General features: G+C 64.3%; 12 protein-coding genes and 1 pseudogene. 9 read left to right on the top strand and 4 right to left on the bottom strand.

From position 1 onward, the window contains the following. Positions 1–11 precede the first annotated feature (11 nt). The 3 genes from dapD to QIY50_16480 all read left to right on the top strand — a co-directional run bounded on the left by dapD (position 12) and on the right by QIY50_16480 (position 2770). Positions 12–1046 (top strand): 2,3,4,5-tetrahydropyridine-2,6-dicarboxylate N-succinyltransferase, encoded by a 1035-nt coding sequence (gene dapD, locus QIY50_16490; GenBank protein WGV19018.1) that lies wholly within the window; start codon positions 12–14, stop codon positions 1044–1046. Between the two features lie 111 nt (positions 1047–1157). Next, positions 1158–2363 (top strand): cysteine desulfurase, encoded by a 1206-nt coding sequence (locus QIY50_16485; GenBank protein WGV19017.1) that lies wholly within the window; start codon positions 1158–1160, stop codon positions 2361–2363. Beyond that, on the top strand, positions 2360–2770 hold the full coding sequence (locus QIY50_16480; GenBank protein WGV19016.1) for a SufE family protein: 411 nt from the start codon (positions 2360–2362) through the stop codon (positions 2768–2770). The genes QIY50_16485 and QIY50_16480 overlap by 4 nt, the downstream gene beginning before the upstream one ends. A 111-nt stretch (positions 2771–2881) precedes the next feature. On the opposite strand, the gene tcdA is transcribed toward QIY50_16480, so the two are convergent. Further along, positions 2882–3691, bottom strand: a complete 810-nt coding sequence (gene tcdA, locus QIY50_16475) for a tRNA cyclic N6-threonylcarbamoyladenosine(37) synthase TcdA (GenBank protein WGV19015.1) — start codon at positions 3689–3691, stop codon at positions 2882–2884. Positions 3692–3810: 119 nt separating this feature from the next. Between tcdA and QIY50_16470 the strand changes: the two are divergent. From QIY50_16470 to QIY50_16455, 4 genes and pseudogenes are all read left to right on the top strand, one after another. Beyond that, positions 3811–6403, top strand: a pseudogene (locus QIY50_16470) (glycosyltransferase). Positions 6404–6590: 187 nt separating this feature from the next. Then, complete coding sequence (gene dapE, locus QIY50_16465) at positions 6591–7742, top strand: succinyl-diaminopimelate desuccinylase (GenBank protein WGV19014.1); 1152 nt, start codon at positions 6591–6593, stop codon at positions 7740–7742. Further along, positions 7742–8554, top strand: coding sequence for a methyltransferase domain-containing protein (locus QIY50_16460; GenBank protein ID WGV19013.1), 813 nt, complete (start codon positions 7742–7744; stop codon positions 8552–8554). The genes dapE and QIY50_16460 overlap by 1 nt, the downstream gene beginning before the upstream one ends. Positions 8555–8571: 17 nt before the next feature. After that, the gene (locus QIY50_16455) at positions 8572–8946 is read left to right on the top strand and encodes a hypothetical protein (protein WGV19012.1); all 375 of its coding nucleotides are present in this window, start codon (positions 8572–8574) and stop codon (positions 8944–8946) included. Positions 8947–9072: 126 nt separating this feature from the next. On the opposite strand, the gene QIY50_16450 is transcribed toward QIY50_16455, so the two are convergent. Further along, on the bottom strand, positions 9073–9282 hold the full coding sequence (locus QIY50_16450; protein WGV19011.1) for a cold-shock protein: 210 nt from the start codon (positions 9280–9282) through the stop codon (positions 9073–9075). A 233-nt stretch (positions 9283–9515) separates the two neighbouring features. Here QIY50_16450 and plsB point away from each other — a divergent pair, with 233 nt between their 5' ends. After that, a complete protein-coding gene (plsB, locus tag QIY50_16445; GenBank protein ID WGV19010.1) occupies positions 9516–12002 on the top strand; it encodes a glycerol-3-phosphate 1-O-acyltransferase PlsB in 2487 nt (828 codons plus the stop codon). 113 nt (positions 12003–12115) lie between these two features. Further along, complete coding sequence (locus QIY50_16440) at positions 12116–12802, top strand: DUF4197 domain-containing protein (GenBank protein ID WGV19009.1); 687 nt, start codon at positions 12116–12118, stop codon at positions 12800–12802. Positions 12803–12932: 130 nt separating this feature from the next. Here QIY50_16440 and QIY50_16435 read toward each other — a convergent pair whose 3' ends face one another. Next, entirely contained in the window at positions 12933–15998 is a 3066-nt protein-coding gene (locus QIY50_16435; GenBank protein ID WGV19008.1) for an efflux RND transporter permease subunit, read from the bottom strand. A gap of 6 nt (positions 15999–16004) precedes the next feature. Further along, a complete protein-coding gene (locus tag QIY50_16430; protein ID WGV19007.1) occupies positions 16005–17105 on the bottom strand; it encodes an efflux RND transporter periplasmic adaptor subunit in 1101 nt (366 codons plus the stop codon). Between the last annotated feature and the right edge of the window lie 409 nt (positions 17106–17514).

Raw genomic sequence — 17514 nt, 5'->3', positions numbered from 1 at the left:
GAGGTAATCACATGTCCAATACCCTGTTCAGCCTGGCCTTCGGTGTCGGCTCCCAGAACCGCCAGGGCGCCTGGCTGGAAGTGTTCTACGCACAACCGCTGCTCAACCCGAGCGCCGAACTGGTCGCTGCAGTAGCCCCTGTTCTCGGTTATCAAGGTGGCAACCAGGCCATCGCCTTCAGCAACGCCCAAGCCGCGCAACTGGCCGAAGCCGTGAAAGGTGTGGATGCCGCCCAGGCCGCCCTGCTGACCCGCCTGGCTGAAAGCCACAAGCCGCTGGTCGCTACCCTGCTGGCCGAAGACGCCGCGCTGACCTCGACCCCAGAGGCCTACCTCAAGCTGCACCTGCTGTCGCACCGCCTGGTCAAGCCACACGGCGTGAGCCTGGCCGGCATCTTCCCGCTGCTGCCGAACGTGGCCTGGACCAACCAGGGCGCGGTCGACCTGGCCGAACTCGCTGAGCTGCAACTGGAAGCGCGCCTGAAGGGCGAGCTGCTGGAAGTATTCTCGGTGGACAAGTTCCCGAAAATGACCGACTACGTGGTCCCGGCCGGCGTGCGTATCGCCGACACCGCCCGTGTGCGCCTGGGCGCCTACATTGGCGAAGGCACCACCATCATGCACGAAGGCTTCGTCAACTTTAACGCGGGCACCGAAGGCCCGGGCATGATCGAAGGCCGCGTTTCCGCTGGCGTATTCGTCGGCAAGGGCTCGGACCTGGGCGGCGGCTGCTCGACCATGGGCACCCTGTCCGGTGGCGGCAACATCGTCATCAAGGTTGGTGAAGGCTGCCTGATCGGCGCCAACGCCGGTATCGGCATTCCGCTGGGCGACCGCAACACCGTCGAAGCCGGCCTGTACATCACCGCCGGTACCAAGGTGAACCTGCTGGACGAGAACAACCAGCTGGTCAAAGTGGTCAAGGCTCGCGATCTGGCTGGCCAGACCGACCTGCTGTTCCGCCGCAACTCGCTGAACGGCGCGGTGGAGTGCAAGACCCACAAGTCAGCCATCGAGCTGAACGAGGCGCTGCACGCGCACAACTGAGAACCCCGCAGACGCGAGCTTGCTCGCGAACAGCGGATTCTCAGCGTTTGAAATGTTAAGATCGGGTCTGGCAACACGCCAGACCCGATTTTCATTCCAGGCCCCGCGACCATGTTCCAGCCCTCCCCCTGGCGTGCCGATTTTCCCGCCATCGCCGCCCTGCAACGGCAGCACCAGACCTACCTGGACAGCGCCGCCACCACCCAGAAGCCACAAGCCCTGCTTGATGCCCTGAGCCATTACTATGGCCATGGCGCGGCCAACGTGCACCGCGCCCAGCACTTGCCCGGCGCACTGGCGACCCAGGCCTTCGAAACCAGCCGCGACAAGGTTGCCGCCTGGCTCAATGCGGCAGACGCGCGGCAGATCATCTTCACCCACGGCGCCACTTCGGCGCTGAACCTGCTGGCCTATGGCCTGGAACACCGCTTCGAGGCCGGTGACGAAATTGCCGTCAGCGCCCTGGAGCACCATGCCAACCTGCTGCCCTGGCAGCAGCTGGCACGCCGGCGCAACCTGCGCCTGGTGGTGCTGCCGCTGGATGCCCATGGCCGCATCGACCAGGACCAGGCATTGCAACTGATCGGCCCGCGCACCCGAGTGCTGGCCCTGAGCCAGTTGTCCAACGTACTGGGCACCTGGCAGCCGCTACCGGCGCTGCTGGCCCATGCCCGCGCCCAAGGCGCGCTGACCGTGGTCGACGGTGCCCAGGGCGTGGTGCATGGCCGCCATGATGTGCAGCAGCTTGGCTGCGACTTCTATGTATTCTCCAGCCACAAGCTGTACGGCCCGGAAGGCGTTGGTGTGCTGTACGGCCGCAGCCAGGCGCTGGACCTGCTGCAGCACTGGCAGTTCGGCGGCGAGATGGTGCAACTGGCCGAGTACCACAGCGCCAGCTTCCGCCCGGCGCCGCTGGGCTTCGAGGCAGGTACGCCGCCGATTGCCGGGGTGATCGGCCTGGGTGCGACCCTGGACTATCTGGCCAGCCTCGATGCCCAGGCACTCGAAGCCCATGAAACCAGCCTGCACCAGCAACTGCTGCGTGGCCTGGCGGACCGCGAGGGTGTGCGCATTGTTGGCACACCACAGGCAGCCCTTGCCAGTTTCGTCATCGAAGGCGTGCACAACGCCGACATCGCCCACTTGCTGACCGAACAAGGCATCGCCGTGCGTGCCGGGCACCACTGTGCCATGCCGCTGCTGAAGGGGTTGGGGCTGGAGGGCGCTATTCGCGTGTCGCTGGGGCTGTACAACGACAGCGATGACTTGCAGCGTTTCTTCGCGGCGCTGGATCAGGGCCTGGAGCTGCTGCGATGAACCTGCCGGCACAGGCATGTCAGGCGCTGGAGGCGTTTGAGCAAAGCAAGGGCTGGGAGCAGCGAGCACGGCTACTGATGCAGTGGGGCGACCGCCTGGACCCGCTGACTGACAGCGAAAAGACCGAGGCCAACCGGGTGCATGGCTGCGAAAGCCTGGTCTGGCTTGTGGCCGAGCAGGTCGAGGGCTTGTGGCGGTTCAAGGCCAGCAGCGATGCACGCCTGTTGCGCGGGCTACTGGCGTTGTTGCTGGTGCGGGTACAGGGGTTGGCCAGTGAAGAGCTGGCCGGGCTTGATCTGCGTGAGTGGTTCACTCAGCTGGGGCTGGAGCGCCAGCTGTCGCCGTCGCGCAGCAATGGCCTGCATGCGGTGTTGCAGCGGATGGCGGAGCTGGCGTCCAACCGTTGAATCGGTGCTGGCCTTTTCGCGGGCTTGCCCGCTCCCACAGGGTCCTCATCGTTCTTGAGAGAGATGCAGTACCTGTGGGAGCGGGCAAGCCCGCGAAGAAGCCCATGCGGTCTATTCAGGCTTGACCCGCTCCGAAGGCCGCCGCGCCCCCGCCACCAGTTTTTCCACCGCCTTGCTCGCCGCCACCATGCCAAAGGTCGCAGTCACCATCATCACCGCGCCAAAGCCACCCGAGCAGTCCAGGCGCACGCCCTCGCCGACGAAGCTCTTCTGCAGGCAAACGCTGCCATCGCCCTTGGGATAGCGCAGCTGTTCGCTGGAGAACACGCATGGCACGCCATAGTTGCGGCTGACATTGCGCGAAAAGTTGTAGTCGCGGCGCAGGGTGGAACGCACCCGCGAGGCCAGCGGGTCGTTGAAGGTCTTGTTCAGGTCGGCGATCTGGATCTGGGTCGGGTCGATCTGCCCACCGGCACCACCCGTGGTGACGATGGCGATCTTGCGGCGCCGGCACCAGGCGATCAGGGCGGCCTTGGCCATGACGCTGTCGATGCAGTCGATCACGCAATCGAGGTGCTCGGTGATGTACTCGACCATGGTGTCGCGGGTAACGAAGTCGGCCACCGCATGCACCGTGCACGCCGGGTTGATCGCCCGCAGGCGCTCGGCCATGACCTCGACCTTGGGTCGCCCCACCTGCCCTTCCAGGGCATGGGCCTGGCGGTTGGTGTTGCTGACACAGACGTCGTCAAGGTCGAACAAGGTGATCTCGCCCACGCCACTGCGGGCCAGCGCTTCCGCAGCCCACGAGCCTACCCCGCCAATACCGACCACGGCCACATGGGCCTGGCCCAGGCGGTGCAGCCCCTGGTCGCCATACAGCCGGGCAACGCCGGCGAAGCGTGGATCTTCTGTGCTCATGCTCATACCCCAAAAAACCGGCGCGCATTATATGCCAGCGGGCCCATGGCCTGCATCGTTAGGAAAGACACTACCAACCCTGCTTTAATGTCCTATCACTTCGACACATATGGACGACAATGTCTTCACGTAAATTCGGCCTGAACCTGGTCGTGGTCCTGGCCATCGCCGCGTTGTTCACCGGATTCTGGGCGCTAATCAACCGCCCGGTTTCCGCCCCCGCCTGGCCAGAGCAGATCTCTGGCTTCTCGTACTCACCGTTCCGTCTGGGTGAGAGCCCGCAGAAGGGCCAGTACCCCAGTGACGACGAGATGCGTCAGGACCTGGAGCAGTTGAGCAAACTGACCGACAGTATCCGGATCTACACCGTGGAGGGCACCCAGGCGGATATCCCGCGCCTGGCCGAGGAGTTCGGCCTGCGGGTAACGCTGGGCATCTGGATCAGCCCGGACCTGGAGCGCAACGAGCGCGAAATCGCCACCGCCATCCAGCTGGCCAACACCTCGCGCAGCGTGGTGCGGGTTGTGGTCGGCAACGAAGCGCTGTTCCGTGAAGAAGTCACGCCGGAAAACCTGATCAAATACCTCGACCGGGTACGTGCAGCGGTCAAGGTGCCGGTAACCACCAGCGAGCAATGGCACATCTGGAAGGAAAACCCGCAACTGGCCAAGCACGTCGACCTGATTGCCGCGCACATCCTGCCGTACTGGGAGTTCGTGCCGATGAAGGATTCGGTCGAGTTCGTGCTCGACCGCGCCCGCGAGCTGAAACACCAGTTCCCACGCAAACCCCTGCTGCTATCGGAAGTCGGCTGGCCGAGCAACGGCCGCATGCGCGGTGGTGCCGACGCCACCCAGGCCGACCAGGCCATCTACCTGCGCACCCTGGTCAACACCCTCAACCGCCGCGGCTACAACTACTTCGTCATCGAAGCCTACGACCAACCGTGGAAGGCCAGCGACGAAGGCTCGGTAGGCGCCTACTGGGGCGTGTACAACGCCGAACGCCAGCAAAAATTCAACTTCGACGGCCCGGTGGTGGCTATCCCGCAGTGGCGTGCCCTGGCGGTCGCCTCGGTGGTGCTGGCGATGATTGCCCTGATGGTACTGTTCATCGACGGTTCGGCCTTGCGCCAGCGTGGCCGCACCTTCCTGACCTTCATTACCTTCCTGTGCGGGTCGGTGCTGGTATGGATCGCCTACGACTACAGCCAGCAATACAGCACCTGGTTCAGCCTGACCGTGGGTGTGCTGCTGGCCCTTGGCGCGCTGGGCGTGTTCATCGTGCTGCTGACCGAGGCCCACGAACTGGCCGAGGCGGTATGGATACACAAGCGCCGGCGCGAGTTCCTGCCGGTGCAGGCCGACAGCGCCTACCGGCCCAAGGTGTCGGTGCATGTGCCGTGCTACAACGAGCCGCCAGAGATGGTGAAGCAGACCCTCGACGCCCTGGCTGCACTGGACTACCCCGACTACGAAGTGCTGGTGATCGACAACAACACCAAGGACCCGGCCGTGTGGGAGCCACTGAAGGCCCATTGCGAGAAGCTCGGCGAGCGCTTCAGGTTCTTCCACGTCGCGCCCCTGGCCGGTTTCAAGGGTGGCGCGCTGAACTACCTGATCCCGCACACCGCCAAGGACGCCGAAGTGATCGCGGTGATCGACTCGGACTACTGCGTCGACCGCAACTGGCTCAAGCACATGGTGCCGCACTTCGCCGACCCGAAAATTGCCGTGGTGCAGTCGCCGCAGGACTACCGCGACCAGCACGAAAGCGCCTTCAAGAAGCTGTGCTACAGCGAGTACAAGGGCTTCTTCCACATCGGCATGGTCACCCGCAACGACCGTGACGCGATCATTCAGCACGGCACCATGACCATGACCCGGCGCAGCGTGCTGGAAGAGCTGGGTTGGGCCGAGTGGTGCATCTGCGAGGACGCCGAACTGGGCTTGCGGGTATTCGAGAAGGGCCTGTCGGCCGCCTATGCTCACAACAGCTATGGCAAGGGCCTGCATGCCAGACACCTTCATCGACTTCAAGAAGCAACGCTTCCGCTGGGCCTACGGCGCCATCCAGATCATCAAGCACCACGCCAGCGCCCTGCTACGCGGCAAGGGCAGCGAGCTGACCCGCGGCCAGCGCTACCACTTCCTGGCCGGTTGGCTGCCATGGATCGCCGATGGCATGAACATCTTCTTCACCGTCGGCGCGCTGCTGTGGTCGGCGGCGATGATCATCGTGCCGCACCGGGTCGACCCGCCGCTGATGATCTTTGCCATTCCGCCACTGGCGCTGTTCTTCTTCAAGGTCGGCAAGATCATCTTCCTCTACCGCCGCGCGGTGGGGGTGAACCTGAAGGATGCCTTTGCTGCGGCGCTGGCGGGGCTGGCACTGTCGCATACCATTGCCAAGGCGGTGCTGTACGGGTTCTTCACCAGCAGCATGCCGTTCTTCCGCACGCCGAAGAATGCCGACAGCCATGGGTTGCTGGTGGCGATATCCGAAGCGCGTGAAGAGCTGTTCATCATGTTGCTGCTGTGGGGCGCGGCGCTGGGCATCTACCTGGTACAGGGGCTGCCGAGCTCGGACATGCGCTTCTGGGTGGCGATGTTGCTGGTGCAGTCGTTGCCTTATGTGGCGGCGTTGGTGATGGCCTTCCTGTCTTCGCTGCCCAAGCCTGGGGAGAAGGCCGCTGAGCCGCAGCAGGCCTGAGATTGCCGGGGCTTCTTTGCAGCCTATTCGCGGGCACGCCCGCTCCCACAGGTCTGTCACCGACATTCAGAGCTGTGCAGTACCTGTGGGAGCGGGCGTGCCCGCGAATGGGCCGTGCCGCCTGAAACCATTTGATATAAGATAACGCCCTCAGTTTTCCCCGCCTTGCCTTGCCCCGGAGTCCCCCATGACGGCCCCAGCCGAGCTCTCGCCTACCCTTCAACTGGCCTGCGACCTGATCCGTCGCCCCTCGGTCACCCCCGTCGACGCCGATTGCCAGGCGCAGATGATGAACCGCCTGGGCGCCGTCGGCTTCCAGCTGGAACCCATGCGCATCGAGGACGTCGACAACTTCTGGGCCACCCACGGCAGCCAGGACGGCCCGGTGCTGTGCTTCGCCGGCCATACCGACGTGGTGCCCACCGGCCCGGTGCAGCAATGGCAGCATGAGCCGTTCGAAGCGCTGATCGACGCCGACGGCATGCTGTGCGGCCGTGGTGCCGCCGACATGAAGGGCAGCCTGGCCTCCATGGTGATTGCCAGCGAGCGCTTCGTGCAGGACTACCCGGACCACCGTGGCAAGGTTGCGTTCCTGATCACCAGCGACGAGGAAGGCCCGGCCCACCATGGCACCAAGGCCGTGGTCGAGCGCCTGAAAGCACGCAACGAGCGCCTGGACTGGTGCATCGTCGGCGAACCCTCCAGCACCACCCTGCTGGGTGACGTGGTCAAGAATGGCCGCCGCGGCTCGCTGGGCGCCAAGCTCACCGTGCGCGGCAAGCAGGGGCATGTGGCCTACCCGCACCTGGCGCGCAACCCGATCCACCTGGCCGCGCCGGCCCTGGCGGAACTGGCAGCCGAGCACTGGGACGAAGGCAATGCGTTCTTCCCGCCGACCAGCTTCCAGATTTCCAACCTCAACTCCGGCACCGGCGCCACCAACGTGGTCCCAGGCGAGCTGACTGCACTGTTCAACTTCCGCTTCTCCACCGAGTCCACCGTCGAAGGCCTGCAGGCGCGGGTGTCGTCGATCCTCGACAAGCATGAGCTGGACTGGTCGATCGACTGGGCGCTGTCGGGCCTGCCGTTCCTCACCGAACCGGGCGAGTTGCTGGACGCCGTCTCGGCCAGCATCAAGGGCGTCACCGGCCGCGACACCCAGCCGTCGACCAGCGGCGGCACCTCCGATGGCCGCTTCATCGCCACCATGGGCACCCAGGTGGTCGAGCTCGGCCCGGTCAACGCCACCATCCACCAGGTCGACGAGCGGATCCTGGCCAGCGACCTCGACCTGCTGACCGAAATCTACTACCAGACCCTGGTCCGGTTGCTCGCCTGATGCTCGCCTGCCCTCTTTGCCAGGCGCCGCTGAGCCGGCTCGACAACGGTGTGGTGTGCCCGGCCGGCCACCGCTTCGACCGCGCCCGCCAGGGTTACCTGAACCTGCTGCCGGTGCAGCACAAGAACAGCCGCGACCCGGGTGACAACCAGGCCATGGTCGAGGCCCGCCGCGACTTCCTCGACGCTGGCCACTATGCGCCGGTGGCCCGCCGCTTGGCCGACCTGGCCGCCGAGCGCCAGCCTGACGCCTGGCTGGACATCGGCTGCGGCGAGGGTTACTACACCGCGCAGATCGCCCAGGCCCTGCCAACTGCCGACGGTTATGCCCTGGACATCTCCCGTGAGGCGGTCAAGCGCGCCTGCCGCCGTGCGCCGGAAGTCACCTGGATGGTCGCAAGCATGGCCCGTGTGCCGCTGGCGGACGCCAGCTGCCAGTTCATCGCCAGCGTGTTCAGCCCGCTGGACTGGGCTGAGGCCAAGCGCCTGCTCAGCCCCGGCGGCGGCCTGATGCGGGTCGGCCCCACCAGCGGCCACCTGATGGAACTGCGCGAAGTGCTCTACGATGAAGTACGCCCTTACGCCGACGACAAACACCTGGCCCTGGTCCCCGAAGGCATGGTCCATGCCCACAGCGAAACCCTGGAGTTCCGCCTGAGCCTGGCCGCGCCCAAGGCCCGTGCCGACCTGCTGGCCATGACCCCGCACGGCTGGCGCGCCAGTGCCGAAAAGCGTGCCCGGGTGATCGACCAGCCCGAGCCGTTCGAGGTCACGGTTTCCATGCGTTATGACTATTTCGTGCGCCAAGACTGAGCACACCCGGAGCCCTTATGCGCCAACCTGATATCGAGATCTACCTGAAGGACACCGACGTCGACCACAAGCAGATTGCCGAGTGGCTCGCCCAGGCGATCGGCCCGTGCAGCGAATGGAAGCAGAAAGGCCATACCTTCAAGTGCCAGGCCGGTAACATTCCGGTCACTTGGCTACCCAAGGCTGTAGGGAAATGGAACAGCCTGTACCTGGAAAGCGACCAGACGCCATGGGCCGATGACGTTGCCTGCGCCCGCGCCGCATTTGCCGCACTGGGTGTGGAAGTGCGCTGCGCGCCAGGTGGCTGGGTGGAGGAAGACGGGGAAGAAGATGCCGACCGCTGGGTGCGCATCAGCGCCGACGGTGAAGAGGAAATCACCTGGCGCACCTGAATGCAGTGCATTCATTCTTTGTGGGAGCCCGGCTTGCCGGCGATTCAGGCAACACGGTGCCTGGCACCGGCTTCGCCGGTGATCGCCGGCAAGCCAGCCCCCACAACAAGCCTTACAGCATGAGGCTCAGAGGCCCACTACGTCTTCGGCTTGCAGGCCTTTCTGGCCCTGCACGCAGGCGTATTCCACCCGCTGTCCTTCGACCAGGGTACGATGCCCCTCACCGCGGATCGCCCGATAGTGGACGAATACATCCGCACCACCTTCGCGCTGAATGAAGCCATAACCCTTGGCATCGTTGAACCACTTTACATTCCCAGTCTCACGAGACGACATCTGAACTACTCCGGATTTTTATTGTGAAGATCGCCTTGTAGACACAGGGGTCTGCTCCCTGTGTCGACGCCGCTTGCGCAAATATCTTGCAAGTGGCAGGCCGAGTATATGACACAGAACAAAAAAATTTGATGACCGTCGCGCCGTTCGGCGATTTTTGCTGAACTTGCGCGGATACGGCAGACTAATTGGCTGGATACCCCTCTGAACATCACACCCAGGGCACACACCCCATGACCCGTTCCCCCCTGCGCCGCCTGATCTTCGGCGCCCTGCGTCGCCTGTTGTACCTGTGGGTGCGCTCCGAGACCATCAACCAGTCCTCCCTCACCCTCAAGCTCGACCGCAGCCGCCCGGTGTTCTATGCCCTGCCCACGCCCGCACTTACCGACCTGGCCGTGCTCGACCATGAATGCACCAAGGCGGGCCTGCCGCGCCCGGTGCTGCCGGTGGCGGTTGGCCCGCTGCAGGAACCGGCCGCCTTCTTCTATCTGACCCCGGACCCGGACTGGCTCGGCCGCCATGACAAGCGCGGCGCCCCGCCCACCCTGGAGCGACTGGTCGCCGCCGTCAGCCAACATGCCGAAGAAGATGCGCAGATCATTCCGGTCAGCGTGTTCTGGGGCCAGACCCCGGCCAGTGAGTCCAGCCCGTGGAAGCTGCTGTTTGCCGACAGCTGGGCGGTTACCGGGCGCCTGCGCCGGCTGCTGACCGTGTTGATCCTGGGGCGCAAGACCCGGGTACAGTTCTCCGCGCCCATTCACCTGCGCGAACTGGTCCAGCACAACAAGGGCCACGAGCGCACAGTGCGCATGGCCCAGCGCCTGATGCGCGTGCACTTTCGCAACCTCAAGACCGCCGTCATCGGCCCCGACATCTCGCACCGGCGCAACCTGGTCAAGGGGCTTATCCACGCGCCCCAGGTGCGCCAGGCCATCGTCGAGGAAGCGCAGCGTGGAAACCTGCCGCTGGCCAAGGCCGAAGCCCAGGCTCTGCGCTACGGCAACGAGATTGCCTCGGACTACACCTACACTGCCATCCGCTTCCTCGAAGTGGTGCTGAGCTGGTTCTGGAACAAGATCTACGACGGCATCAAGGTCAACCATATCGAGCAGGTGCAGGGCATCGCCCCCGGCCACGAAGTGATCTACGTACCGTGCCATCGCAGCCACATCGACTACCTGCTGCTGTCGTACCTGCTGTTCCGCAACGGCCTGACCCCGCCGCACGTGGCCGCAGGCATCAACCTCAACATGCCGCTGGTGGGTAACCTGCTGCGCCGTGGCGGTGCGTTCTTCATGCGCCGCACGTTCAAGGGCAACCCGCTGTACACCGCGGTATTCAACGAATACCTGCAAACCCTGTACACCAAGGGCTTCCCGGTCGAGTACTTCGTCGAAGGCGGCCGCTCGCGCACCGGGCGCATGCTGCAGCCGCGCACCGGGATGCTGGCCATTACCCTGCGCAGCTTCCTGCGCTCGTCACGCACGCCGATCGTGTTCGTACCGGTGTACATCGGCTACGAGCGCGTACTCGAAGGCCGCACCTACCTGGGCGAACTGCGCGGTGCCAGCAAAAAGAAAGAGTCGATCTTCGATATCTTCAAGGTGTTCGGCGCGCTCAAGCAGCGCTTTGGCCAGGTGTACGTCAACTTCGGCGAACCGATCCGCCTGGCCGGCTTCCTCGACCAGCAACAGCCCGGCTGGCGTGAACAGGACCACGGCCCGCAGTACCGCCCGGCCTGGCTCAACGCCGCCACCAGCCGCCTGGGCGAAACCGTTGCCCGCCACCTCAACGAGGCAGCCGCGATCAACCCGGTCAACCTGGTAGCCCTGGCGTTGCTGTCCACCAGCCGCCTGGCCCTGGACGAGCGCGCCCTGACCCGCGTGCTCGACCTGTACCTGGCCTTGCTGCGCCAGGTGCCTTACTCGCCGCACACCACCCTGCCCGAAGGCGACGGCCAGTCGCTGATCGAACACGTGCGCGGCATGAACCTGGTGGCCGAGCAGAAGGACGCCCTGGGCCGCATCCTGTACCTGGATGAAGGCAACGCGGTACTGATGACCTATTACCGCAACAACGTGCTGCACATCTTCGCCCTGCCGGCACTGCTGGCCAGCTTCTTCCTCAGCAGCTCGCGCATGAGCCGAGAACTGCTGGGCCAGTATGTGCATGCCATGTACCCTTACCTGCAGGCCGAACTGTTCCTGCGCTGGTCGCCGGAGCAACTGGATGCAGTGATCGACCAGTGGCTGGCCGCGCTGGTCGGGCAAGGGCTGCTGCGCCAGGACAACGACACTTACATTCGTCCGGCGCCCAGCTCGCGGCAGTTCGTGTTGCTGACCCTGCTCGCCCGCACTATCACCCAGACCCTGCAGCGTTTCTACATGGCTACCTCGCTGCTGCTCAACAGCGGGCAGAACAGCCTGAGCGCCGAAGAGCTGGAAGACCTTTGCGTGATGATGGCCCAGCGCCTGTCGATCCTGCACGGCCTGAATGCCCCGGAGTTCTTCGACAAGACCCTGTTCCGCCACTTCATCCAGACCTTGGTCGAGCAGGGTGTGCTGCACGCCGACGCGCAAGGCAAGCTGGGTTATCACGACAAGCTCGGCGAGCTGGCCGAGGGCGTGGCCAAGCGTGTGCTGTCAGCGGAGCTGCGGCTGTCGATCCGTCAGGTGGCGTTGCACCGGGAGGACGGGCTGGAGACCTCTTGCCTCTGATGGGTGTACGTCACAGGCTCTGCAAGGCTGACGACAAGCACTGCCGCTAATGATTGACAAGCCTTCATCAGCCGCGAAAATCCGCAAGACTATCCATCTACAAGGAAAGCTCCATGATCCGCACTTCCCTGCGCTTCACCACCCTGTGCGCCGGCCTGATGCTGTCGGCCAGCGCCCTGGCCCTGTCGCTGGGTGACCTGAGCCAGAAGGACGCCACCGGCGGCCTGAAAGATGCCCTGACCCAAGGCGCACAACTGGCGGTCAAGCAGCTGAGCACCCCGGGCGGTTTCAGCAACAACCCGGACGTGCGCATCGAACTGCCGGGCAATCTTGGCAAGGCGGCCAAAGCGATGAAGATGTTCGGCAAGGGTGAACAGGTCGAAGCACTGGAAACCAGCATGAACAAGGCCGCCGAAGCTGCCGTGCCGCAGGCCCAGGCGATTCTGGTGGATGCCGTGAAGAACATGAGCGTGACCGACGCCAAGGGCATCCTCAGCGGCGGCGACGACTCGGCCACCCAGTACCTGAACAAGAGCAGCCGCGAGCAGATCCGCGCCAGGTTCCTGCCGATCGTCAAGCAGGCTACCGACAAGGTTGGCGTGGCCCAGCAGTACAATGCCTTCGCTGCACAGGCCAAAGGCCTGGGGCTGGTCAAGGATGACGCCAATATCGAGAACTACGTGACCGAGAAGGCACTGGATGGCCTGTTCGAGATGATTGCCAAACAGGAACAGAGCATTCGCCAGAACCCGGCTGAAGCGGCTACCAGCCTGGCCAAGAAGGTCTTCGGCGCCCTCTGATTCCGGTTGTCGCAATTCCCTGTAGGAGCAGCCTTGTGCTGCGAAGAGGCCGGGGCAGCAAATGAAAATTCATGTTGCTGTACCGGCCTCTTCGCAGCACAAGGCTGCTCCTACAGGGCGGTGAAAGCCGCTAGGCTTTCTTCACCCTGAACCACGCCGCATACAACGCCGGCAGGAACAACAGGGTCAGCACCGTGGCGACGATCAAACCACCCATGATCGCCACCGCCATCGGCCCGTAGAATACGCTCCGCGACAACGGAATCATCGCCAGCACCGCCGCCAGCGCAGTCAGCACGATTGGCCGGAAGCGCCGCACCGTAGCTTCGATGATCGCCTGCCAGCGCTCCATCCCCGCCGCGATATCCTGCTCGATCTGGTCCACCAGGATCACCGAGTTGCGCATGATCATTCCCGCCAGGGCAATGGTGCCGAGCATGGCGACAAAGCCGAACGGCTGACGGAACACCAACAGGAACAGGGTCACGCCAATCAATCCCAACGGCGCGGTGAGGAACACCATCACCGTGCGCGAGAAGCTGCGCAGCTGAATCATCAGCAAGCTCAGCACCACCACCACGAACAATGGCATACCGGCATTCACCGACTTCTGCCCACGTTCGGAGTCCTCCACGGTACCACCCACCTCCAGCAGGTAGCCGTCGGGCAGCTTGGCGCGGATCTCCTGCAGGGTCGGCAGAATCTGCTTCACCAACGTCGCCGGTTGCTCCTTGTCGTAGATATCGGCACGCACGGTCACGGTCGGCAAGCGGTTGCGGTGCCAGATGATGCCCTCTTCAAAACCGTACTCCAGGGTCGCCACCTGCGACAGCGCCACGCTCTGGCCGTTGTCGGTCGGCAGTGCCAGGCTGCCGAGGTTGCCCAGCTCGCTGCGCTCCTTCTGCGTGCCACGCAGCAGGATCTCGATCAGCTCGTTGTCCTCACGGTACTGGCTGACCGTGGTACCGGTCAGCGAGCTTTGCAGGAAGCTGGACAGGTGTGCGGTGCTTACGCCCAGGGCGCGGGCACGGTCCTGGTCGATCTCCAGGAACACCGCCTTGCTCGGTTCTTCCCAATCCAGGTGCACGTTTACCACATGCGGGTTCTCACGCACCTTGTCGGCCACTTCACGGGCCAATGCACGGGCCTTCTCGATATGCTCGCCAGTCACCCGGAACTGCACCGGGTAGCCCACGGGCGGGCCGTTTTCCAAACGGGTAACCCGCGCGCGCAGGTCAGGGAACTGCTGGTCCACGGTGCTGATCAGCCAGCTGCGCAGGCGCTCACGGTCTTCCATCGACTTGGCCAGCACCACGAACTGGGCAAAGCTGGCCGCCGGCAGTTGCTGGTCCAGCGGCAGGTAGAAACGCGGCGAACCGGTGCCCACGTAGGCCACGTAGTTGTCGATGCCGTCCTGCTGCTTGAGCAACACCTCCAGTTGCTTGACCCGCTCGGCGGTGTTGGCCAGCGAGGCACCTTCGGCCAGTTTCAGGTCGACCATCAGCTCCGGGCGCCCGGAGGCCGGGAAGAACTGCTGGGGCACAAAACGGAACAGCAGGATGCTGCCGACAAAGGCGGCAATGGTCAGCAGGATCACTGTCTTGCGCCGCCGCACGCACCATTCCACAACGCGTCGTACCCGCTGATAGAACGCTGACGCATAGGGGTCTGGCGCGTAGCCATCCTCGCCGTGGCGCGCCTCACGTATCCTGGCCAGGTCCGGCAACAGGCGCTCGCCCAGGTAAGGCACGAACACCACGGCTGCCACCCAAGAGGTCAGCAAGGCGATAGTGACCACCTGAAAGATCGAGCGGGTGTATTCACCGGTGCTGGAGGCCGCCGTGGCAATCGGCAGAAAGCCCGCCGCGGTGATCAGGGTGCCGGTGAGCATCGGGAAGGCAGTGCTGCTCCAGGCGTAGCTGGCCGCCTTGAGGCGGTCGTAGCCCTGCTCCATCTTGATCGCCATCATCTCCACGGCAATGATCGCATCATCCACCAACAAACCCAGGGCCAGCACCAGTGCGCCAAGGGAGATCTTGTGCAGGCCGATGCCGAAGTAGTGCATGGCGGCGAAGGTCATGGCCAGCACCAGCGGGATGGCCAGCGCCACCACCAGGCCAGTACGCAGGCCCAGGGAGAAGAAGCTCACCAGCAACACGATGACCAACGCTTCGACCAGCACCTGGACGAATTCGCCCACACCAGCCTTGACCGCCGCCGGCTGGTCCGAGACCTTGCGCAACTCCATACCGGCCGGCAGGCTGCGTGCCAGGCGTTCGAACTCGCTTTCCAGGGCCTTGCCCAACACTAGGATGTCACCGCCGTCCTTCATCGACACCGCCAGGCCGATGGCATCCTCGCCCATGAAGCGCATGCGCGGTGCGGGTGGGTCGTTGAAGCCGCGGTGCACCTCCGCCACATCGCTTATGCGGAAAGTGCGGTCACCGACGCGAATGGGGAACTGGCGAATCTGCTCGACGCTGTCGAAGCGCCCGCTAACCCGCAATTGCAGGCGCTCGCTGGGCGTCTCGTAGAAGCCGGCGGTGCTCACCGCATTCTGCTCGCGCAGGGCCTGCTGCACAGCCTCCAGCGGCACGCCGAGGGTGGCCAGCTTGAGGTTGGACAGCTCGATCCAGACTTTTTCGTCCTGCAGGCCGATCAGCTCGACCTTGCCCACGTCCTTGACCCGCTGCAGCTGGATCTGGATACGGTCGGCGTAGTCCTTGAGCACCGCGTAGTCGAAGCCCTCGCCGGTCAGCGCGTAGATGTTGCCAAAGGTGGTGCCGAACTCGTCGTTGAAGAACGGGCCCTGGATTTCCGGCGGCAAGGTGTGGCGGATGTCCGCGACCTTTTTGCGGATCTGGTACCACAGCTCGGGAATGTCCTTGGAATGCAGCGAGTCGCGGGCCATGAAGGTAACCTGCGATTCGCCAGGGCGAGAGAACGAGACGATCCGCTCGTACTCGCCGGTTTCCATCAGCTTCTTCTCGATGCGCTCGGTGACCTGGCGCGACACTTCCTCGGCGGTAGCACCGGGCCATAGGGTACGGATGACCATGGCCTTGAAGGTGAACGGTGGGTCTTCGCTCTGGCCGAGCTTGGTGTAGGACATGGCGCCAATGGCTGCCAGCAGGATCATCAGGAACAGGACGATCTGGCGGTTGCGCAGCGCCCAGGCAGAAAGGTTGAAACCCATCGGGACTTACTCCTTGGCCGTCAGGTTCACTACGCGGTTGGTACGGTCCACGGGGCGTACTTCCTGGCCCTCGCGCAATACATGGCCTCCCGCGGCGACGACCCAGTCGCCGGGGGCGAGGCCTTCGAGCACGGGTACGCTGTCGGCGCCGTAGGCCCCCAGGCGTACCACTGCCCGCTCCAGGCGGCTGTCTTTGTTGACCCGCCAGACGTAGGCCTGGCCGTTTTCCGCAGTGACTGCCGACAGGGGAACCGCCAGCGGGATCACCCCTTCGTGGGCGATGAACACCCGGGCGCTCTGGCCCAACTCCGCCGGTGTAGCGGCCGAGGTAAAGGCAATGCGGGCAGCGAAAGTGCGCGAACGCGGGTCGGCGGCCGGTGACAGCTCGCGGATCCGCCCCTGGAAGCGCTCTTGCGGGTGCGACCATAGCTCAACGCTCACCGGCTGCCCCACGGCAAAGCGGGCGAACTGCTGCTCCGGCAGACCGATGACTACTTCCCGCTCGCCATCGGCGGCCAGGGTGAACACGGTCTGCCCTGCGGCAACCACCTGGCCCACTTCGACCTGGCGCTTGGCTATTACCCCGGCTTGTGGTGCGCGCAGCACAGCATATTCGGCCTGGTTGCCAGCCACGTCGAACTCGGCCTTGGCCTGTTTCAGCCTGGCCAGGCCGGCGCGGTAGAGGTTTTCGGCATTGTCGTACTGGGAATGGCTGACCATCTGCCGGTCAAGCAGCTTCTGGTAGCGGTCGCGCTCGGCGCGCACCAGCGAAAGGTTGGCTTCGGCGGCCGTCAACTGAGCACGGTTGGCTTCCAGTTGCAGGCGCACGTCCTGCGGGTCCAGTTCGGCCAGCGGTTGGTTGGCCTTGACCCGCTGCCCCTCCTCGACCAGGCGTTTGCTGACCTTACCGCCAATGCGGAAAGCCAGTTCCGGCTCGAAGCGCGCACGCACTTCGCCGGGGTAACTGTCGGCAGCGGCTTCGGCCGGCTGCGGCTGCACCACCAGCGCCGGGCGCGGCGCAGCCGGTGGGGCGGTTTCCTGGCCGCACGCTGCCAGCAACAGCGCGGCAGCGGCAGGCAGAGCAATGAACAAGGCATGGCGCAGCATGTTGAATCCTTTCGCGGTGGGCACATTCAATATTTGTACTGGAAAGTATATTAAATCAGGCGACGGATGCCGGGAAGAGGTTGCAGCCGAATACGGCAAGCGCGTGTTGAACGGCATGTGACTATGTGTCTTCGGGCTCTCTGCGCCAGGGCCATATAGTCCGATACTCCCAGTCAGCCTAGGAGTATCAGCCGATGCGCAGCTCATGGCGCTTCGCCATAGTGGAGGTCTATTACAGAGGCCTGTGGTCAGGCCTCGACAACCGGCAGTGCTTGGGAGAGAGCCATGACTATTCGCAAGAAGAATGCCTCGCCAACAGACAAACACGGCAGCCCAACCGGAGATGACCTACCCCCGATCTCCTCACCAACCGTTACCACCGACCAGAGCGACTACAGCCCTGGCAGCA

The sequence above is a fragment of the Pseudomonas putida genome, assembly GCA_029953615.1.
In the GTDB taxonomy this organism is placed as follows: Bacteria; Pseudomonadota; Gammaproteobacteria; order Pseudomonadales; family Pseudomonadaceae; genus Aquipseudomonas.
Note: the sequence above shows the minus strand (reverse complement) of the source record. Positions and strands in the feature narration are given on the sequence as shown.